The sequence below is a fragment of the Orrella sp. JC864 genome (assembly GCF_037026685.1).
In the GTDB taxonomy this organism is placed as follows: domain Bacteria; phylum Pseudomonadota; class Gammaproteobacteria; order Burkholderiales; family Burkholderiaceae_B; genus Orrella.
On sequence record NZ_JBANET010000004.1, the window covers coordinates 129,336 to 149,485 of the forward strand.

Genomic DNA, 20,150 nt, shown 5'->3' on the forward strand with positions numbered 1-20,150 from the left:
GATCCGTCGGGGCGTCGAACAGGACGAGGACGCGCGCGGTATCTGCCTGCGTGTGCGATGCCTGCGCGCCGTATGGTCCGGAACCGGCTCCGCCTGGCCCGCTCAATGCAGCGCCTTGCTCCCGCGCCGCGCATCGGCTTCCTGAAGCCCCGGCTTGAGGTCCTCCAGGAAGCGCTCGCGCCAGCGCACGATGTCGTTGCGCCGCAGGCGCTCCATCATCATCGCGTGGCGGCGGCGGCGTTCGCGCAGCGGCATCTTCAGGGCCTGGTCCAGGGCCTCGGCCATGCCTTCCAGGTCGTAGGGATTGACCAGCAGCGCGCCCTCGGCCAGTTCGTGCGCGGCGCCGGCAAAGCGCGAAAGCACCAGCACGCCCGGGTCGTCCGGCGATTGGGCGGCCACGTATTCCTTGGCGACCAGGTTCATGCCGTCGCGCAGGGGCGTAATGTAGCCGACCTGCGACAGCCGCATCAGTCCCAGCACTTCTTCGCGGGCGAAGTTCTGGTTCAGGTAGCGGATGGGCGTCCAGTCCAGGTCGGACCAGTGGCCGTTGATGGCGCCGGCCAGGCTTTCGAGCTGCTCGCGGATCTGCTGGTAGGCCGCCACGTCCTCGCGCGAGGGTGCCGAGATCTGCACGAAACTGACGTGGTTGCGATGCTCGGGCGCGGCTTGCAGTAGGCGCTCGAAGGCCTGGAAGCGCTGCACCAGGCCCTTGGAATAATCCAGGCGGTCCACGCTGAGCACCAGCTTGCGGTCGCGCACGGCCTGGCGCAGCTTGACCACCGGTTCGGCGTCGCGCAGCGCCGCGGCCTGCTCGGCCAGCTCGTCCGGCGAGATGCCGATGGGATAGGTGCCGACCTTGGCCACGCGGCCGTTCGGATGCTGCAGTTTCTCGCCGTCCAGCCGGGCATAGCGGCGCCGCACGGCGCAGTCGGCGAAGGCCATCTGGTCCTCGCTGGTCTGGAAACCGATGAGGTCGTAGAAGAACAGGTCGTCCATCAGCTCGCGGTAGCAAGGGATGGTGGCCAGCACCTGTTCGGTGGGAAAGGGAATGTGCAGGAAAAAGCCGATGCGGTTGCGCAGGCCCGCATCGCGGCACGCATGGGCAAAAGGGATGAGGTGATAGTCGTGGACCCAGATCGTGTCCTCGGGCTTGACCAGCTTGGCCAGATGGCGGGCCAGCCAGGTGTTCACGCGCCGGTAGCCTTCGTATTCCTCGCGGTCGTAGCGGCTGATGTCGGCCCGGTAATGGAAAGTAGGCCACAAGGTGGCATTGGCAAAGCCGCGGTAGTACTGGTCATAGTCCATCTGCACCAGGGGCAGGGTGGCGAAGGTCACCTTGCCGTGGCGGCGCAGGCAGAATTCGGTCGGCGGCGAGTGCGCCACGTCGCCGTTCCAGCCGAACCATAGCCCGCCGCTTTCCTTCAGCGCCTCGTAGACGCCTACGGCCAGGCCGCCGGCCGGCTGTTCCCCTTCCTTGATGGATGCCACGCGATTCGATACGACGATCAGTCTACTCATGGATACACCTTTGCATAGAGTCGTCCGGCGCCCCGCCCAAGGCTGTCCGTTGAAGATCCGCACACCACCGCGCAAGCACGTGCAGCAATGCGTCCACACTGGCGATGCGATGGCGCGCCAGTGTCTCCCCTTCGCCAACCTTGACCGATACGCCGTCGACCTGGTTGACCATCTTGAATCCTGACTCGTCCGTGACGTCGTCCCCGACGAACACGGGAACCCGCCCCCAGAAAGGCGGGGACTGCATGTAGCGGCCGATCGCCGCGCCTTTGCTGACGCCGCGCGGCACGACTTCGAGCACGCACTTGCCGGCTTGCAGCGCGTGGGTCTGCGCATGGCGTGCGACCAGTTCGGCCAGCGTCTGTTCGACCAGCGCCCGGCAATGGGGCGCGTGGCGGTAGTGCAGGGCCAGCGAAAGGCCCTTGTTCTCCAGCTGCAAGCCCGGATGGGTGCGCAGCATGGGTTCGAGCGCCTGGATGATTTCCTGCATGACCGCAGGATCGCTGGCGACCTGCTTGATCGTACCGTCGGCGGCGCGCCATTGCGCGCCATGCGCGCCGGCTGCCGGCAGCGCCAGCGGCGCGGCGAGCCGGTCCAGGTCGGCGATGGCCCGGCCCGACACCAGCGCCACGGCCCCGTTGCTGTGCGCATGCAGGGTCCGCAGGGTCTGCACCGTCTGCGGGGCCAGCCGCACGTCCTGGGGCCGGCTGGCGATGGGCGCCAGCGTGCCGTCCACGTCCAGGAACAAGGCCACGCGGTCTATGCCAAGGCCGGCGAGCAGCGCCAGCAGGGGAGGCGTTTCTTGCTTCATACGGGTGCGGATCCATTTCACGTTAGGGTGCCGCCGCTGGCATCCGGACCCGTGCCCGGGCCCACCGATCCATCCTCCCAGATAGACGGCCCCAGACCTTTGCCCACATCGCTGCATTCGTTACAAGACGTCGTGCGGCGAGCGGGACTGCGCCCTGGGCCGGTCAGGTATCGATACATGCGCTACGGCGCGTGAAAGATATGGGGACGGCATCGGGCTGGCACAAGAGGTCGGGAGGGGACGTTTTGACGCCACGCCGGGCGCGGCGCTGCTACGGCGCCGCCGCGCCGGCGCGGTAGGCCCGCCAGCCGCGCGTGCCGGCCGCTCCGGCGGCCGTGCCGTGCATGGCGTTGTCCTCGACCGTGCCGGTATAGCGGATGCCATCGGCCACGAAGGAGATTTCCCTGCCGCGCAGGCGGCCCGCCTCGATCTCGTGCTCTCCCAGCGAGCCGTCCAGGAACTGGAAACGCTGCGTCAGGCGCAGCGGCGCCCCGTCAAGCCGCCAGTCTCCCTGGACCCGGGCCGGCACGATCCACAGCAGCGCCTCGCAATAGGTCTGGCAGTCGCCGTTTGCCAGGGCGGTTTCGTCCGGCTCCCAATCGAACATCGGGAACGAATTGGAGACCACCCGGGTGCCCGGGGCCAGGGCCAGGATGTCGGCACGCAGGCGCTCGTTGAGCGTGGGGAGCAGGAACAGCGTGATCACCTGGGCCTGGGAGTAGTCCGACTCGAAGATATCGCCCTGGGCGAAAGTGGCCCGCCCCGCCACGCCGGCCTGTTCGGCGTTGCGGCGCGCCAGGGCGACCAGCTCCGGGTTGTACTCGATGCCATGCGCCCGCAGGCCGCGCCGGGCCGCCGCGATGACGGTGCGGCCGTCTCCCGAGCCCAGGTCGATCAGGTAGTCGGCCGGGGTGGCCTGTGCCAGGTCCAGCATCTTTTCCACGAGCGCGCCGGCCGTGGGCACCCAGACCAGGTCCTTGCCGGGCTGGCCGATCCGCGGTTCGTAGTCCGCCAGGGCCGCGTGCGTGCCGGCCATGCAAGTCCCGGCGGCAAAGAAGGCCGATGCCGCCGCCAGGAAAGCGGCCAGCCAGGGCAGGCGCACCGGGGGCCGGCCGTTGAGCCGGGCACGCGCAGGCAAGGCATGCGCGGGCGGGGCGAAGGCGGGACGGCGCGTTGCGGCGGGCATGGGCGGCTCCTGACGGGCGCCGTGCATCGCGCCGGCACCGGCACATAGGCCCTGACCGCCGCAGGCGGGCCGGAGTTCCCGCCATGGGGCCACAAAGCAAAACGGACCAGGCGCTGGTGCGGCTGATCCGTTTGCTTGCTGCGTAAATTCTGGCGCGCCCGGCAGGATTCGAACCCACGACCCCTTGGTTCGTAGCCAAGTACTCTATCCAACTGAGCTACGGGCGCTTGGTACTGCTGGTACTGCATTCATCGCTTTTGGCGATACGAAAAAGGCCGCAAGGCTGTTTCCCGTTTACTGCTGCTTCGCATCCGGCGGCGAAGAGGCAAAATCATAACAGATTTTTGACGCTTCGTATCCAGGATACTGCAAGCCGGCGGGCAATTCGCTTATGGCGTTTGCTGCCAAGCCCAAAACTATATCACCTTTTTTTGCGGTTTGGCAAGGTGGCCCTCTCAGGCCGGGGGCGCCGCCGCCGTGGGCCGCACCCGCACCGGCACCGATTTGGCGGCCGGCACGTGGCTGTCGCGCGCATGGTGCCACAGCGGGACCAGCACGTTGCATTCGGGATAGTAGGCGGCGCAGCAGCCTTGGGGAATGTCGTAGGGCACCAGGCGCAGGCCGCCGATATGGCGCGGGTGCCCGTCTTCGAGCGCGGTGCTGAGCGTGACCGCCATGTCGGCCTGCAGCCCGAGCCGCGCGATATCCGCCGGGTTCATCAGCACTATCTCGCGGGTGCCGTAGATGCCGCGGAACCTGTCGTTCATGTCGTAGACCGTGGTGTTGAACTGGTCGTTGCTGCGCAGGGTCATCAACTGCAGGATGTCCGGGCCTTCGGGGGCGTGGTCGCCGACCGCCGTCAGGCACGAGGGAAAGAAAAAACGCGCCCGCCCCGTTTCGGTGTTCCAGCGCCGTTCGCGTGCGGCATTGGGCAGCGCGAAGCCGCCCGGCTCGCCCAGGTGCCGGTTGTAGCCGGCAAAGCTCTCGGGATAGGTCTGCTCGATCGCATCGCGGATGCGCCCATAGTCGGCCACCCATTCGCGCCACGGCACCTTGGCATGCCGCGCCACGCGGGGGATGGCTTGCGCGATGCCGGCGACGATGGCGGGCTCGGAGCGCAGCTGCTCGCCGGCCGGCTTGGAAATGCCGCGCGAGGCATGGATGCGGCCGGTGCTATCCTCGGTGCTGACCGTCTGCGGCCCGCTGGCCTGCTCGTCGATTTCGGTGCGGCCCAGGCAGGGCAGCAGATAGCTGGCCTGGCCCGGGAACAGGTGACTGCGGTTCAGGGTGGTGGTGATGTGCACCGTCAGCGCCAGGCCGGGCCATGCCGCCTCCAGGCGCGCGGTGTCGGGCGCGGCCCGCAGGAAATTGCCGCCCAGCGCGACGAAGGCGCGCACCGATCCGTCCAGCACGCCGTGGCAGGTGCCCACGGTGTCCAGGCCCTTCTCGCGCGGCGGCTCGAAGCCGTACTGTGCGGCCAGCCGGTCCAGCGGCGCCAGCTCGGGTTTTTCCGTGATGCCGACGGTGCGCTGGCCTTGCACGTTGGAGTGGCCCCGGACGGGACAGATGCCGGCGCCGGGCTTGCCGATGTTGCCGCGCATAAGCAGCACGTTGACCAGCATCTGCACGCTGTCCACGCCATCCCGATGCTGCGTCAGGCCCATGCCGTACAGGGCGATGGCCGAGCGCGCGCGGCCGTAGATGGCGGCGGTCTCGCGCAGCGCCTCGCGCACCAGGCCGCTATTGCGCTCGATGTCTTCCCACGGACAGGCCCGCACCTTCCGGGCGAATTCGTCAAAGCCGTCGGTGTGCTCGGCAATGAAGGCCCGGTCCAGGCAGCCGGGGCGCCCCTCGTGCCGGGCCTGCTCGTCCTGTTCGAGCAAGGCCTTGGCCAGGCCGAGCAGCGCGGCGATATCGCCGCCAGTCTTGACCTGGTGATAGCGCGAACTGATGGGCGTGGCGCCCGGGCGCAGCATCTCGGTGGGCGCCTGCGGATTCTTGAAGGCTTCCAGGCCGCGCTCGTGCAGCGGATTGAAGGTGATGATGGGCACGCCCCGGCGGCTGGCGGACTGCAGCAGGTGCAGCATGCGCGGGCTGTTGGATGCGGTGTTCTGGCCGAAGCACAGCAGGCACTCGGTCTGGTCGAAGTCCTCGATATGCACCGTGCCCACGGGCACGCCGATGGTGTGCGGCAAGGCCACCGAGGTGGTCTCGTGGCACATGTTCGAGCTGTCGGGCAGGTTGTTGTTGCCGTACAGGCGGGCCAGCAGCTGGTACATGTACGAGGTTTCCAGCGAGGCCCGGCCCGAGGTGTAGAACACCGTGGCGCTGGCTGGCAGCGCCTGCAGCGCCTGGCCGATCTCGGTCAGCGCCTGTTCCCATTGGACTGGTACGTAGCGCCCGCTGGCCGCGTCCCAGCGCATCGGCTCGGTCAGCCGGCCTTGCGCCTCCAGTTCGTGATCGCTCCAGGCGCGCAGCCGCGCCAGGTCGTGCCGGGCGAAGAACCCCGCATCCAGGCGCTTGCCCATGTTTTCCCACGAGGTGGCCTTGGCGCCGTTCTCGCAGAACTCGAAGGTGTGCGGCTGCGCCGGCTTGGCCCAGGCGCAGCTGACGCAGGCCACGCCGCCGGGCTTGTTCTGGCGCAGCAGCACCGGCAGCGCGCCGGGCAGCGACCGGTCGCGCCTGAGCATGCGCCCCAGCGAGCGCACCGAGCCCCAGCCGCCGGCCGGTCCGTGATAGGGATCGATCTTGCCTTTGTCCATGCTGTCCCTCTCTCGTTCAGTATTCCGTAAGGATAGGGGCAAGCACCGGGGTTGGATGTGACGGTTCGTGTGTCCTTACGACGGGGCTTGCCCGCCCGGCGCGGGCGCGCCGGCTTGCGCCGGTTCGGCTGGATGCCGGCTGCCCAGATAGCGCTGTTCGAATTGCGCGGCGCTTTGCGGCCGCCCGTACAGGTAGCCCTGCGCGTGATCGCAGCCCCTGCGGCGCAGGAAGGCTTCATGCGAAAGCGTCTCCACCCCTTCGGCCACCACGTTAAGCCCGAAGTTGCGGCCCAGGTACAGGATGGCGCGCACCACCGCCGCGTCTTCCTTGTTGTGGGTCGCGTCGTGCACGAAGGAGCGGTCTATCTTCAGGCGCGTGACGGGCAGGCGCTTGAGCAGGCTTAGCGAGGCATAGCCCGTGCCGTAGTCATCCAGCGCGATGCCCACGCCCGTGGCCTGGATGCGCTCGAGCGCGCCGAGGAATTCCGAGCTTTGGTGGATCAGGGTGTTTTCCGTGATTTCCAGTTCCAGGCCTTGCGGATCCAGGCCGGTCTCGGCCAGCACGTCCTGCACCAGGCGCGATAGCCGTCCATCCTGGACCTGGGCGCCGAACAGGTTTACCGAGATGCGGAAGTCCGGGCGCATGGCCCGCCAGCGGGCCGCCTGGCTACAGGCCGTGCGCAGTATCCAGATGCCCACGGGCAGGGCCAGCGGACTGGCTTCGAGCACGTCCAGGAACTGCGCGGGCGTCTGCAGGCCGCGCACCGGATGGCGCCAGCGCAGCAGCGCCTCGCAGCTGACCACCTCGCGCGAGCGCAGGCTGACCTGGGGCTGGTAGTACAACTCGAACTGGCCCTGCTCGTAGGCCTGGTTCAGTTCGGCTTCGAGCTTGCGGCGCTGCAGCAGCGCATCGCGCAGCTCCGATACGAAAAAGCGCAGGATGTTGCGGCCTTCCTTCTTGGCCTTGTATAGCGCCAGATCGGCATTGCCCATCAGCAGTTCGCTGGTGCTGCCGTGCCAGGGATGCAGCGCGGCGCCGATGCTCGCGCCCACTTTCAGGCGCAAGGGACCCACCTCGATGGGCAGCGCGATGGCCTGGATGGCCTGCTGCGCGCGTTCGCTCAAGCGCTGGCGCGAGGGCGGCTGGGGCAGCAGCACCGCGAACTCGTCGCCGCCCAGCCGCGCGACCATGGCCGGGGCCGGGAATATCTCGCGCAGGCGGTGGCCCACCTGCCGCAGCACCAGGTCGCCGGTATGGTGGCCGTGGTCGTCGTTGACCTCCTTGAAGTTGTCCAGGTCCACCAGCAGCAGGGCCAGCTGCGCTTCGTGCGCGAGCAGGTGGTCCAGCCGCTGCCCGAACGCCTCGCGGTTGGCCAGCTCGGTCAGCGGATCCAGGTGCGCGAGGCGGAACAGGCGCTGCTCGAGCGCGCGCCTTTGGCTCAGGTCGCGGATGATGCCGCCAAAGTGGGCCTGGCCGTTCTCCCGCCACATGGACAGCGACAGTTCCAGCGGAAAGACCGTGCCGTCGGCGCGTTGGCCGACCTGCTCGACCGTGCGGCCGACCATGGTGGGCGTGCCGCCGGCAGCCACGCGCAGCAGGGCGCGGCGGTAGCGCTCGCGGCCTTCTTCCGGGATGAGCATTTCGAAGCCGCTGCCAAGCAGGGCCTGTCCGTCGTATCCGAATATGCGGCACAGTGCCGCGTTGGCGAAGGTGATGCGGCCCTGCGCATCGGTGCACAGCATGCCGTCTGGCGAGCTGGCGGCAAGGCGCTGCAGTCGTTCGGGGCCGCGGCTTGCCTCGCTTTGCAGCCGGCGCAGCGCCAGCCTGTCCATGCTCAGGGCGGACAGTTCCCGCAGGATCTCGCTGTCGCACGCGGAGAATTCGCGCGGCTGGTCGTCGATAACGCAGAACGTGCCGATGCGTTCGCCCTCGGGCGTGCGCAAGGGGGCGCCGGCATAGAAGCGGATGTGAGGCTGGCCGGTGACCAGCGGATTGCCGGCAAAGCGGGGGTCCCGGCTTGCATCGGGCACCACCATCACCTCGTCGCTTTCGATGGCGTGCCGGCAGAACGAAATGTCCCGGCGGGTCTGGGCCGTGGCCATGCCGACCCTGGCCTTGAAGAACTGGCGATGTTCGTCCAGCAGCGAAATCAGCGCGATGGGAGCGCGAAAGATCCTGGCGCCCAGCCGGGCCAGGCGGTCCAGGTCCTCTTCGGGCGGCGTGTCCAGCACCTCGTAGGACAGCAGCGCCTGAAGACGGCGCTCTTCGTTGCGTCGGTGCGCGTGGTCCATCTGTTGCTAGCTTTTCCCGTTTTTCGTTTTTAGGTATCAGCATGAAACATAACAGGCCGCGCGGCGGCGGCGTGTGACCGAAGGTGTGCAATGGCTAAATCCGCGCCTGTCCCGGTCGCGGCGGTGCTAGAGTGAATTGCAGCCGGGCCGCGCTGGCCCGCGCATGTCGATCACGACAAGGAGGTGCCCATGTCCGATCCCACCCGCAAGCCCCCCGGCCCGGCCGAGCCCGGCCACACGGCGCGCGAGCGCCGCGTACAGTCGCTCTCTCCCAAGGATCCGTGGTCAGGCCAGGCCGCCGAGGCGGCCGGCCGGGGCAAGGACGCCGAGCCCGCCAAGGAGCCCGACCGCTCGTTGGCCGGCCGGCCCATCGATCCCAATTCGATTCCCGGCAAGGTGAAGTTCCCGCCCGGCGTCGAGCCCGAGGACGTCAAGGATCCCGGCCGCCAGACACCCGGCGCCCCGCCAGTGGACAACCGCAGCGGCTTCAAGAAGTAGCGGCGCCGGCCTGCTGGCATTGCTCGCGGTACCAGGCCGGCAGCCGCAGCAGGCAGTAGTGGGCGGCGGCCAGCCTGACCTGGTTGCGTCCGCCCTGGAATACCCGCGTTTCGGTGGAGCAGCACACTTGGTCATTGGGCAGCTTCATGGCCCAGGCAAAACACACCGTACCCGGCGCCACGTCGGCGGCGCCGCGCGCCGGCGGCTCGGCCAGCCCGGTGTTGGCCACGGCGATGCGGGCCGGACTGCGCTGCAGCGCGCCCCGCGCCATCTCGCGCGCGACCGGCTCGCTGGTCAGCCCGTGGCGGCGTATCGTCTCCGGATTGACGCCCAGCGCCCCTTGCTTGAGTTCGGGCCAATAGCAGACGTAGCCGCCGGCCAGCACCTGGCCGCAGTGCGCCAGGTCGGCCAGCGCCGCGGCCGTCAGTCCGCCCGTGCAGGATTCAGCGGTGACCAGGGTAAGGCAATGGCGGCGCAGATACGCCAGTACGGGTTGCAGGCAGTCGCCGGCGCGAGGGGTGTCTTGGGTCATTTCGGGCCGCTCCGGCGGTTCGGTTGCTGGGATTCCTGTTCCTGGTCCGTCTGCGCCTTGAGAATGCTGATCTTGCCGTCGGACTCCATGTAGGCGTACTTGACCTGGTCGAAGCGCTCCAGCCCTTGCAGGTGCAGTTCGGCCAGCAGTTCGTCGCAGGTGATGTATTCGCGCCGCATGCCCTTGCGCTGCAGCACGCCGTGCTTGATCAGGCATACCCGCTCGGGATGCAGCCAACGGTGCAGGCGCGGCGAGAAGTATCCGAGCCGGTCTATCACCACGCTCCAGAACACGATGGCCGCCACCGCGATCAGGCCGTCGGTGCTGGACGTGGAGTCGCCGGCCATGGCGTTGCCCGCCGCGTCGGCCACCAGCATCAGCACCAGCAGGTCTGCCATGCCGATCGAGCCGATGTCGCGCCGGCCGGCCAGCCGCAGCAGCACGAAGATGAAGCAATAGGCCACCGAGCCGCGCAGGAACATTTCCACGGGTGAAGCCTGTAAACCGAAGATGCCTTGCCAGTCCATGTCCATGGTCGCGTGTCGATTCTCCGCCAGCTGCGGCGCTTGCCGGGATGGCAAGGCCTGCTTGCATCCTAGGAAGTCCGTCACCGGGCCGGTTTTTCCTGGTGTATCCATTGGCACTGTATGGGGGACGCCATCCCAGTGCCCGGCCATCCGGCGGGCCACGGCTGCTTACACCTGCGACAGGCGGGCAATCAAGCTGACAAGGCCCTGAACCCGTGCAAAGGCAAGCTGCCGGCTGCGGAAAAGATTGCTTGCGTGGCGCAGCGAGCCCGCGCAATTGCTTGCGGACTGTCGCGGCATTTGGGCGTAGGGTAGACCTGTGGCGGCCCCGGCACGGGTGCGCCCGCTTTCATGTCAACCAGGAGGTGCTTATGCCTGCCAAGTCCAAAGCCCAGCAGATGGCCGCCGGCGCTGCCCTGTCCGCCAAGCGAGGCGAGCGCAAGGTCGGCTCGCTGCAAGGGGCGTCCAAGTCCATGTACAAGTCCATGTCCGAGGGCCAGCTGGAGGAGTTCGCCTCTACGCAGCGCAAGGGCAAGCCCAGCCGCAAGACCCACTGAGCCAGTCTTGGGCAGGCGGGCCGGCTGGCACCGCCGAGCGCGGGCCGGGCCGCTTGCGCTGGCCGCCTGGCGGCCAGCGGCGTGCGCCGGGACTTAGCTGGCGCGCGGCAGGTACAGCCGCACTTCGCCGGCCTGGGGGTCGGCCTCGACCGCCGTGATCTCGAACTGCCGCGGTTCCGTATAGCCCAGCACCGAGAACTGGGCCAGCGAGGGCGCCCAGGGCAGGGCTTCGCAGGCCCGCGTATCGGCTTGGCGCAACAGCAGGTAGCCGGGCGTGGGCGCGGCCTTGCCGTCGTCCGGAATGTCGGGTACGGGCATCCAGGTGACCGAGCTGCATCCCACGTCCACGTGCCGCGGGGCTTGCCCCAACGGCTCGGAAATCAGCCTCACGGTCGAGGTTTGCCAGCTTTCCATGGTTCAGTCCTTTTGATTGCCTTGCCGCTTGGGCAGGACCGAGGGCGTGTCGTCGCGCGGCCCCAGGGTGCCCGTTTCGGTTTCCTGCACTTGCGGCTGGCCGTCGAACTGCGTGGCCTTGTGTCCGGTCTTGCCCGGCCGGGTTTCGTGGGCCTGGGGCGGCGGCAGGTCCTTCTTGTCCAGGGCGCGAGCCTGCTGCTCGCGCTCCTGCCGGGTCGCCGAGGGCTCTTTAAAAACGGCTTCGTCTTGCGGTTTCATCGGGTTCTCCTGTACAAGCCGCGGCATCAGCCGCTTGCCATCAGGCTACCCGGGCCGCCGCGGCCATGAAACCCGTTGCGCCGCTGCTTTGGTTACCAAGCGTAGGGCCGGACAGGACGGGCTGCGCGCCGGCCCGCCTTGCCGGCATGCGCACCGCCGCGTGCCACCCGCGTGCGCCTAGGGGTAGCGTCCCGTTACCAGCGGATCAGAATCGCGAGGAAACCTGCACGCCGACGATATGGCCGCGGCTGCGATACTCGCCAGCGATGCGGCCCTTGCCCACGGGGTCGTGCGCGTTATCGATGCGCGTGTCGTCCAGGTACAGGTAGGTGTAGCCCAGGTCGATGGCGGTGTTGGCGCTGGGCTGGAACTGCACCCCCGTGGAGAACCACCAGCGGTCGTTGTCCGGCAGCGAGGTGGGGCGGTCGCTGGCCTTGTGCACCGGCGATTGGTCCCATGCCAGGCCGAACTTGAGCTTCCAGGCCGGGCTGAGCCTGTAGTTGGCGCCCAGGGCGATGCGCCAGGTGTCGCGAAAGTCCAGCTTGAGCGTGTCGCCCGGCAGCGGCGCACCGTTGCGGATGTCCAGTTCGGGAATGCTGCTCCAGCCGGTCCAGGAGACATCGGCCAGCAGTTCCCAGCGGCTGTCCAGCCGATGAAAGGCGCTGAGCACCACCGTATCGGGCAGGTCGACATCGGCGCGCGCATCCACCTTGGCCACGCCATCGACGGTGGTGTGGCCCTTGGCCGAATGCTTGATCTTGGATCGGTACGACAGCCCCAGCCGGGTGGCCTCGGTGGGCTGGAACATCACCCCGGCATTCCAGCCCCAGGCGTCGCCGTCCATGTCCACCAGCGCCTTGCTGGTCACGCCGGGCGCGACCACTGCGCGCCGCGTGTATTCGGCGTCGATGCGCTGGTAGTTCAGGCCCGCGCCCACCGACCATCGCTCGTTGACGCGGTAGGCTACCGACGGATTGATGTTGATGGTGACGATCTCGAACTTGTTTGAATGGAATTCGCCCATCCAGCCGCCGTCGTAGTCGGTCATCAGCCCGAAGGGCGCGCCCAGGCCCACGCCCAGGCTCCAGCGCTCGTTCACGCGCCAGGCCAGGTAGGCGTTGGGCACCATGCCCCAGCTGCCGACGTCACCGCCGTTGTGGGCGCCGGCCAGGCTGGCGGGCGCGGCCAGCGGCGCGGCGCTGCGGCCGTTGTCGCGGAACTTGAAGGAGGGCTTGATCGCATTCAGGCCGGCCGACACCGACAGCCCGTCCAGGTAGCTCATGCCGGCCGGGTTGTAGTAGATGGTGCTGGCGTTCTCGGCGATGGCGGCCGAACCGGCGTAGGCGTTGCCCAGGCCGCTGGCGTTTTGCTCGAGCAGCTGAAAGCCGGCGGCCTGCGCGGACCCTGCGCCGGCCCCCAGGGCAAGCAGGGACAGGGACAAGGGATACAGCAATGCGTGGCGTGTTCTCATTGGAATGGTCCTCCTCCGTGGGGCTGCAAGCATACGCCATGGCAGGCCGGGCTAACCGTGGCTGCGCGCGTAGTGCAGGGGGCCGCCGCGAAAGGGCGCAAAACCGGTGCCGAAGATGACGCCCGCATCGGCCAGGTCCTCGTCGGCGACCACCCCCTGGCGGACCTGTTCGCGGGTCTGCGCAATCAGCGGGGCCAGCAGGCGCTGGGCCAGCCCGGGCGGGGCGGGGTGGCCCGCGCCGCGCTGCGGCTTGCCGTCCTCCCAGATGTAGAAACCCTTGCCGCTCTTGCGGCCGAGCTTGCCGCCGCTGGTCAGCCGCTGCAGGCAGCCCGGCACCTGGGCGCCGCCCGAGAGCTGGCGCCCGGCCGCCAGGACGATGTCCAGGCCCACGGTGTCGGCCAGCTCCAGCGGGCCCATGGGCATGCCGAAGGCCACCATGGCCGCGTCGACCGTGGCCGGGTCCAGTCCTTCGTCCACGCAGCGCATGGCCTCCAGCATGTAGGGCGCCAGCACTGCGTTGACCAGGAATCCCGGTGCGCTTCTGACCGGCAGCGCCAGCTTGTCGATGCGCGCGACAAAGGCCATGGCGCGCGCGTGCGCCTGCGGATCGGTGGCGGCGTCGTGCACCACCTCGACCAATGGCATCTGCGCCACCGGGTTGAAGAAATGGATGCCCACCAGCCGCCCGGGCCGCGCCAGGCCGCTGGCCAGGTCGGCGAGCATCAGGCTGGAAGTGTTGGTGGCCAGCAGGGCGCTGGGCGACAGGCGCGGCTCGATCTGCGCATACAACGCTTGCTTGGCTTGCAGGTTCTCGCTGATGGCTTCGATGACCAGCCCGGCCCGCGCGATGCCCCAGCCTTGCGGATCGGGGACCAGCCGGTCGCCGGCGGCGCGCCGGGCCCGCGCATCGCGCTTGAACTTGCGCGCGAAAAGCTGGCTGGCCCGCGCCATGGCCCAGGCCAGCCGCTCGGGATCCTGGTCCTGCAGCGTCACGGCCAGGCCCTGGAAGGCGCACCACGCGGCGATGTCCGCGCCCATGACGCCGGCCCCGACCACGTGCACGTGGTCGATGGGTTCGCCCTGCGCCTGGCGCTCGCCGCGCAGGCGCTCGCGCAGCCGGAACACGCGCATGAGATTGCGCGCGGTGTCCGAGGCGACCAGGCTTTCGATCATGGCCGGCGCGGCCAGGGCGTTGCCGCCATGCCGGGACCAGATATCCAGGATGGCGCGCGGCGCCGGATAGTGGCCGTGGGGATCCCTGGCCTGCACGGTCTTGCGCGCGCGCTCGGCCACCCAGCGCTTGAGCGGCCACAAGTCCAGCAGCGCCAGGTGGGGGGCGGGCTTATGGCGCGCCGGCCGCTGGGCCAGCATATGCCGGGCCGTGGCCTGCATGACCCGGGGCGGCACCGCGTGCTCGACCAGGCCCAGGGCCTTGGCGCGGCGCGCGTCCACCGTCTTGCCGGTCAGCATCAGGTCCAGCGCGGCGGGCGGTCCGATGAGCGCGGGCAGGCGGCGCATGCCGCCCCAGCCCGGGAAGATGCCCAGCATCACTTCGGGCAGGCCCAGCCGGGTGGCCGGCTCGTCCACTGCGATGCGCCAGCGGCAGGCCAGCGCCAGTTCGAGTCCGCCGCCCAGGCAGTGGCCGCGTATCAGTGCCAGCGTGGGATAGGGCACGCCCGCCAGGCGCTTGAAGAGGTTCCAGCCGCTGGCCACCAGCCGGCGCGCATCCTCGGGGCCTTGCAGCTGCCCGAATTCGTCGATGTCGGCGCCGACGATGAAGCTGCCGGCCTTGCCTGAACGGATCACCAGGCCCTTGGGCGGCTGGCGCTCGTAGCTGTCCAGCACCTGGGCCAGCTCCTGCAGCACGGCCTGCGAAAGCACGTTGACCTTGGCACCCGGGCTATCGAGCGTGAGCCAGGCGATGCCTTGCTCGTCGGTCTGGCTATGCCAGTGGGTAAGGGTATGCGTGGGTTGCGTGCCGGGTGTCATTTGTCCGCCTCCGGCGCCAGGGTTTCGACCAGCATGGCGCCGCCTTGGCCGCCGCCGATGCAGATGGCGGCCACCCCGCGCTTGAGGCCGCGTTCGCGCAGCGCCTGCAGCAGGTGCAGGACGATGCGCGCGCCCGAGGCCCCGACCGGGTGGCCCAGTGCGATGGCGCCGCCATCGACGTTCAGGCGCGCCATGTCCAGCGCGCCCCAGGCCGGCGTGCCCAGGTTCTCGCGGCAGTACTGCTCGTCCTGCCAGGCGGCCGCGCAGGCCAGCACCTGGGCCGCGAAGGCCTCGTTGATTTCCCACAAGTCGGGGTCGTTCAGGCCCAGGCCCTGGCGCTGCAGCAGCGGCGTGGCGGCATGCACCGGGCCCAGGCCCATTTGCGCCGGATCCAGCGAGGCCCAATGGACGTCGAGGATGCGCCCGAGCGGCCGCAACCCCCATTTCCGGACCGCGGCGGCGCTGGCCAGCACCAGCACGGCCGCGCCGTCGGTGACCTGCGAACTGTTGCCGGCGGTGACATTGCCGGCGGGCTTGTCGAACACCGCCTTGAGCTTGGCCAGCTTGTCCGGGCTGGAATCTTCGCGGATGCCGTCGTCCTGGCCATGGATGCCGCCTTGCGCATCGACCAGCGGCACGATCTCGCGCAGGCGATCCTCGCGGCGGGCGGCGGCGGCGCGCAGATGGCTGCGCACCGCGTATTCGTCCATCTGCGCGCGCGTGATGCCGAAGCGCCATGCCAGGTTCTCGGCGGTCTGCCCCATGGACAGGCCGACGACCGGATCGGTCAGGCCCTTGACCAGCCCGATGACGGGCGCGAGCATGCCCAGGCGCAGGCGCTTGAGCTGCGCCAGCTTCTGTCCCGCGCCGCGGGCGCTGTACCAGCCGCCCAGCCAGCGCGCCATCTCGTCGGAGAACAGCAGGGGCGCGCGCGACAGGGCATCGGTGCCGCCGGCCAGCACCAAGTGCGAGCGGCCCAGTTGTATGTTGGCGATGGCGCTGTCCAGCGCCTGCATGCCCGAGGCGCAGTTGCGCATGACCGTCCAGCCCGGCACGCGGTGGCCGCAGCCGGCGCGCAGCGCCACGACGCGGCCGATGTTGGTCTCGTCGGGAGAGGGCGCCGCGCACCCCAGTATCACTTCGTCCAGGTCGCCGGGCCGAAAGGGCTGGCGCAGCAAGAGGCTGCGGCTGGCCTGCACGGCGAGGTCCGATGCCGAGAAAGGCCCCGGCTCGCTACGCGCTTTCAGGAACGGCGTTCTGGCGCCATCGACCACGTAGACAGGTTCAAAGGGCATGAGCAGGTTCTCGAGGCAACGCGGGAACGGCCCGCCGGGCGATGCTGTGATTCTGCGGGAGGTGGGCGGGCTTGTGCAAGCAGGGTTTATGCCGGGGGGCATTGATTGGGTTGGGGCAGGGGCGTTTGGATGCGTTCGTTTGAAGTCCGTTTGAACACGTCCGCCGAGTCCGGTCGGGGCGTCGGGCGATGCCGTCGCCGTGCGGCGCGTTCGCGCCGCGCCCGGCGCCAGAAATCGCGCCCGCCACCCCGCCCGGCCTCGGCGGACTGCGTAGTCTGGGCTTGGTCCGGCGCTGGGGCCGGAGTCGTTCTTGCCTGCTTGCCCCACGGCGCTTGAAAAGAGAAAGATCTTGCAGGGCCGCTCAAGCGGGGCGCGCAGGCGCCCCTTCTTTCGCATTCGACCGCGGATTTTGAGGGGGAGGGGCGGCGGGGTAGGGCGGAAGATTTCAGGGGCGGGGCGCAGGTGCTGGGTGACACTCGCCCCGCATGGGAGGTCTGCCGTGCTTGCAGGCAGCCCCTGGCACAGAAGTTGGAGCTTATCGGTGTTATCCAACGTTGCGGCGTGTCGTCAGTGCCGCTGCCACCCCGGAGTCTGCCAGCGTATCAGCGTAGCTTTCTCGGTAGGCTCTGCCAGTGTTCCAGCGTAGGGGCGGGTTGTCGGCGTCATCAGCGCAGCGGCCAGGCCAGCGTCATCAGCGTAGCGACCAGATCGCCTTTATCCCTTCCGCCCCGAGGCGTGCCAGCGGCTTCACACCCAACGCGTCCGCCCCAGCCTTGAAATCTTCGGGCCTGCCCCGCTGCCCCTACCCCTCAAAATCAGCGGTCGGAATGTTCGCCAGGGGTTGCCTGCGCAACCCCTGGCGAACGGCCTCGCAAGATCTTTCTCTTTTCAACGGGTGTGGGGCAAGCAGGCAAGAAGAACCAAGCCGCCCGGCGGTGGCGCAATCACACGACTCAGAAGGCCGGCGGGGCCGGGCGGGGTGGCGGGCGAGCATGAGCCCGACGCCTCGACCGGCCCCGCCGGCCGTCAAGCAAGCAATATCAACCAGGCCTCACAAAAAAACCAACGCCGCCCCTTACCGCACTGCCCGCAACAAATACCCCAACCCCCGCAACGTCACAATCTCCACCCCATGCGGCTGCAGCTTCTTGCGCAGCCGATGCACGATGACCTCCACGAATTCGGTCTGCGCCTGCGTATCGCCGGGATAGGCCTGGTTGAACAGCGCGCTTTTGGATACGGCCTGGCCTGGGCGGTCCATCAGGGCGCGCAGCACGCCGGCCTCGCGCGGGCCCAGGTCCAGCGGTGCGTCATCGCCGAAGAAGGCGCCGGTGTCCGGATCCATGCGCAGCCGCCCGCAGCGGATGTGTTCGTTGGCCTGCATGCCGCGGCGTCCCAGCGCTCGCAGGCGGGCCTCCAGTTCGCCCAGGTCGAAGGGCTTGCCCAGGTAGTCGTCCGCCCCGGCATTCAGGCCGCTGATGCGATCGCCCACCGCCCCGCGGGCGGTCAGCACGAGGATGGGAGTGTGGATGTTCAGCGTGCGGGTGCGATGCAGCACGTGCAGGCCGTCCAGGCCGGGGATGCCCAGGTCCAGCACGATGGCGTCGCTGCGCTGCTCGCGTATCTTGCTCAGGGCCGTATGGCCGTCCAGGCACAGCGTGATCTGAAAGCCTCGCCGGCTTAGCGCGCGCGAGATGGCGGCGGACATGTCCAGGTCGTCTTCGATCAGAAGGATGCGCATGCGTGGAACCCTGTGGCGGGACGAGGGCCGATATCATAGGTTGCAGGGCATGGCAGAACTAAGACCTATCCTCCCGAGAATTGCCGCGTCAATGCTGGGCGCGGCCGCGCAGCGACAGGCCCAGCCAGATGCCGGCCAGGCAGAACAGACCGAACAGCCATCCCGACAGCGCGCCGGCCATGATGCCCGAGAGCAGCGTGCCCACGGTGCAGCCCAGCGCCACCATCGCGCCCCAGCCCATCAATACGCCACCGGCCAGGTTGCGGGCGATCTCGCGCAGGCCTGGCGCGCGCGGCCGGAACTCGCCGGCCGCCAGGGCGCTGGCCCAGGCGCCGGCCACCAGCGCCAGCACGAACAGGCCGTTGTGCGACCACAGCGTCTGCTTGATGGCCGTGGCGCAGCCTGCAAAGCCATCCAAGCCTTGCAGGCGGGCGGGCAGCCAGCCTTGCGCGGCGGCGGCCGTGCGGGCCAGGCTGCCCAGTTCGGCCGTCACGCCCAGCGGCGCGGCCCGCAGATAGGCCAGCACGCCGATGAAACCAACCAGGATGCCGCCCACGTAGGCCGGCCAGCGGGGCCCCAGCAAGGCCTGCCGCAAGCCTGTCGGCGGCGGGGCTGCCTGCGGCTGGCCTGCGCGATGGCGCCTGAGCAGCCATGCCGCCAGCGCGCCCAACAGCAGCAATTGCAGCAGCGCCGAGCCGCCGTAGCCCAGGTGATGCGGCAGCCACAGCACCGGGGCCTGCTGGATCGCGGCCAGGTAGAGGAAGTTCCAGCTGGCAAAGCCCAGCACGAAGCCCAGCCCCGCGCCGAGCAAGGCGAACGGCGAGGCCAGCGAGCCTTCGCCCAGGCGATACAGGTGCGCGCTGATGCACGAGCCCGATATCGCCATGCCCAGGCCGAAGACGGCCGCGCCCAGGGCCAGCACCCAGCTGACCGGCCCGATATGGGCGCCAGGCGGCAGCCTCGGGCTGGCCGGAATGGGCAGGAACGCGCCGAACAGCGCGTGATAGCCCAGCGTGCCCACGGCAAGCGCGGCCAGCAGGCCCAGCAGCCCGCGCGCGTCGTCGCCGTGCAGGAAGTCGCGCGTGATGCACAGGAAGCAGAAGCGCGACCGCTGCAGTACCGCGCCGAAGGCCGCGCCGCTTAGCAGCGAGAAGGCCAGCAGCCGGCCATCGCCGGGCTGCGCGGCCAGGTATCGGCTCCAGATAAAAACGGCCGCCACGAGCAGGGCGGCCGTTGTCCAGGCAAGCCGGCGCGGCACGTCAGGTACGTCCCCACACGGTGCCGGCCGGATTGCTGATGGGCGCGCCCACGCTGTTGCCGTACTCGGTCCAGGAGCCGTCGTAGTTGCGCACGTCGTAGCCCAGCAGCTTGCTCAGCGCGAACCACGAATGGCTGGAGCGCTCGCCGATGCGGCAGTAGGTGATGATGGGCTTGCTGCCGTCCACCCCGACCGCCTGGTAGATGGCCTTGAGTTCGTCCACGGGCTTGAAGGTGCCGTCTTCGGCCACCAGCTTGCTCCAGGTTACGTTGACCGCGCCGGGCACGTGGCCGGCGCGCACGGCCAGCTCGGGGACGCCGTCGGGCGCGAAGATCCTGCCGTTGTACTCGTCGGCAGAGCGGATATCCACCAGCACCGCGTCCTGCTGCTTGCGCGCGACGGCCAGCACGTCGGCCAGGCGGGCGCGCAGCTGCGCGTTGGCCGGCTGCACCGTGACGTTGCCGGGCTGATAGAGCTTGGCGTTGTTCGCAAGCGGCCGGCCTTCGGCTTCCCATTTCTTGCGTCCGCCATCGAGCAGCTTGACGTTCTGGATGCCGTAGATGTCGAAAATCCACGCGCCCCAGGCGGCGAACCAGTTGTTGGTGTCGCCGTACAGCACGGTGGTGGTGTCGGCATCGATGCCGCTTTGCCGCAGCAGGGCCTGGAATTGCTCGGGCGATGCGATGTCGCGGCTGACCGTGTCGACCAGGTCGGTGTGCCAGTTGTAGTTGACCGCGCCGGGGATGTGGCCGCGCTCGTACACGCCCGGGTTGACGCTGACCTCGACGATGCGCAGCTTGGGATCGTTCAGGTTCCGCTCCAGCCATTCGGTGGAGACCAGGTGCTGGCTGGGGGAGGCAAGGGCCAGCGGGGCGGCAAGGGCCGCCAGGGCGGCCGTGGCGGCCGCCAGCATATGACGCAGATTCATGGTGTGCTCCGGTAGTGAGGATGTCTGCTCGTTTTCCCGACGAAGCGCCAAGATAGACAAGCGTTCAGCCTGCCGGAACGACATTCTGGCGATATGCTGATTACTCCAGCGCC

17 protein-coding genes and 1 tRNA gene are annotated in these 20,150 nt (G+C 68.9%); 2 read left to right on the forward strand and 16 right to left on the reverse strand.

Going from position 1 to position 20,150, the window contains the following annotated elements; translation table 11 throughout:
* Positions 1-102 precede the first annotated feature (102 nt).
* From otsA to V8Z80_RS05490, 6 genes are all read right to left on the reverse strand, one after another.
* Positions 103-1,518 carry an alpha,alpha-trehalose-phosphate synthase (UDP-forming) gene (otsA, locus tag V8Z80_RS05465; RefSeq protein WP_336061293.1) on the reverse strand — a complete coding sequence of 472 codons (1,416 nt, stop codon included), beginning with the start codon at positions 1,516-1,518 and terminating at the stop codon, positions 103-105.
* A complete protein-coding gene (otsB, locus tag V8Z80_RS05470) occupies positions 1,511-2,329 on the reverse strand; it encodes a trehalose-phosphatase (protein ID WP_155196593.1) in 819 nt (272 codons plus the stop codon). The genes otsA and otsB overlap by 8 nt, the downstream gene beginning before the upstream one ends.
* 271 nt (positions 2,330-2,600) lie before the next feature.
* On the reverse strand, positions 2,601-3,515 hold the full coding sequence (locus tag V8Z80_RS05475) for an SAM-dependent methyltransferase (protein ID WP_336061294.1): 915 nt from the start codon (positions 3,513-3,515) through the stop codon (positions 2,601-2,603).
* Between the two features lie 150 nt (positions 3,516-3,665).
* Positions 3,666-3,742: transfer RNA gene (locus V8Z80_RS05480), tRNA-Arg, on the reverse strand.
* A 228-nt stretch (positions 3,743-3,970) separates the two neighbouring features.
* Positions 3,971-6,277, reverse strand: coding sequence for an FdhF/YdeP family oxidoreductase (locus V8Z80_RS05485; RefSeq protein ID WP_336061295.1), 2,307 nt, complete (start codon positions 6,275-6,277; stop codon positions 3,971-3,973).
* A gap of 75 nt (positions 6,278-6,352) precedes the next feature.
* Positions 6,353-8,569: a putative bifunctional diguanylate cyclase/phosphodiesterase gene (locus V8Z80_RS05490; protein WP_155196595.1), complete on the reverse strand. Its 2,217-nt coding sequence runs from the start codon at positions 8,567-8,569 to the stop codon at positions 6,353-6,355.
* Between the two features lie 189 nt (positions 8,570-8,758).
* Between V8Z80_RS05490 and V8Z80_RS05495 the strand changes: the two genes are divergently transcribed.
* Entirely contained in the window at positions 8,759-9,067 is a 309-nt protein-coding gene (locus V8Z80_RS05495; protein WP_155196596.1) for a hypothetical protein, read from the forward strand.
* Here V8Z80_RS05495 and V8Z80_RS05500 read toward each other — a convergent pair.
* Both V8Z80_RS05500 and V8Z80_RS05505 read right to left on the reverse strand, forming a co-directional pair.
* Complete coding sequence (locus V8Z80_RS05500) at positions 9,057-9,599, reverse strand: CinA family protein (RefSeq protein WP_336061296.1); 543 nt, start codon at positions 9,597-9,599, stop codon at positions 9,057-9,059. The genes V8Z80_RS05495 and V8Z80_RS05500 overlap by 11 nt on opposite strands.
* Positions 9,596-10,132 carry a DUF421 domain-containing protein gene (locus V8Z80_RS05505; protein ID WP_336061297.1) on the reverse strand — a complete coding sequence of 179 codons (537 nt, stop codon included), beginning with the start codon at positions 10,130-10,132 and terminating at the stop codon, positions 9,596-9,598. Before V8Z80_RS05505 ends, V8Z80_RS05500 begins: the two co-directional genes overlap by 4 nt.
* Before the next feature lie 365 nt (positions 10,133-10,497).
* Between V8Z80_RS05505 and V8Z80_RS05510 the strand changes: the two genes are divergently transcribed.
* Positions 10,498-10,683 carry a DUF3008 family protein gene (locus tag V8Z80_RS05510; protein WP_155196599.1) on the forward strand — a complete coding sequence of 62 codons (186 nt, stop codon included), beginning with the start codon at positions 10,498-10,500 and terminating at the stop codon, positions 10,681-10,683.
* Between the two features lie 93 nt (positions 10,684-10,776).
* Here V8Z80_RS05510 and V8Z80_RS05515 read toward each other — a convergent pair whose 3' ends face one another.
* The 8 genes from V8Z80_RS05515 to V8Z80_RS05550 form a co-directional block, all read right to left on the reverse strand.
* Complete coding sequence (locus V8Z80_RS05515; RefSeq protein ID WP_155196600.1) at positions 10,777-11,097, reverse strand: hypothetical protein; 321 nt, start codon at positions 11,095-11,097, stop codon at positions 10,777-10,779.
* A gap of 3 nt (positions 11,098-11,100) precedes the next feature.
* Positions 11,101-11,355 carry a hypothetical protein gene (locus V8Z80_RS05520; protein WP_155196601.1) on the reverse strand — a complete coding sequence of 85 codons (255 nt, stop codon included), beginning with the start codon at positions 11,353-11,355 and terminating at the stop codon, positions 11,101-11,103.
* A 205-nt stretch (positions 11,356-11,560) separates the two neighbouring features.
* The gene (locus V8Z80_RS05525; RefSeq protein WP_336061298.1) at positions 11,561-12,826 is read right to left on the reverse strand and encodes an OmpP1/FadL family transporter; all 1,266 of its coding nucleotides are present in this window, start codon (positions 12,824-12,826) and stop codon (positions 11,561-11,563) included.
* Positions 12,827-12,877: 51 nt separating this feature from the next.
* Complete coding sequence (locus V8Z80_RS05530) at positions 12,878-14,815, reverse strand: 3-hydroxyacyl-CoA dehydrogenase NAD-binding domain-containing protein (RefSeq protein WP_155196603.1); 1,938 nt, start codon at positions 14,813-14,815, stop codon at positions 12,878-12,880.
* Complete coding sequence (locus V8Z80_RS05535) at positions 14,812-16,110, reverse strand: acetyl-CoA C-acetyltransferase (protein ID WP_336061299.1); 1,299 nt, start codon at positions 16,108-16,110, stop codon at positions 14,812-14,814. Before V8Z80_RS05535 ends, V8Z80_RS05530 begins: the two co-directional genes overlap by 4 nt.
* Before the next feature lie 1,075 nt (positions 16,111-17,185).
* Positions 17,186-17,851, reverse strand: a complete 666-nt coding sequence (locus tag V8Z80_RS05540) for a response regulator (protein WP_155195629.1) — start codon at positions 17,849-17,851, stop codon at positions 17,186-17,188.
* Between the two features lie 88 nt (positions 17,852-17,939).
* Positions 17,940-19,070, reverse strand: coding sequence for a YeeE/YedE family protein (locus tag V8Z80_RS05545; RefSeq protein ID WP_336061300.1), 1,131 nt, complete (start codon positions 19,068-19,070; stop codon positions 17,940-17,942).
* A 40-nt stretch (positions 19,071-19,110) separates the two neighbouring features.
* On the reverse strand, positions 19,111-20,037 hold the full coding sequence (locus tag V8Z80_RS05550; protein WP_155195628.1) for a sulfurtransferase: 927 nt from the start codon (positions 20,035-20,037) through the stop codon (positions 19,111-19,113).
* Positions 20,038-20,150 lie beyond the last annotated feature (113 nt).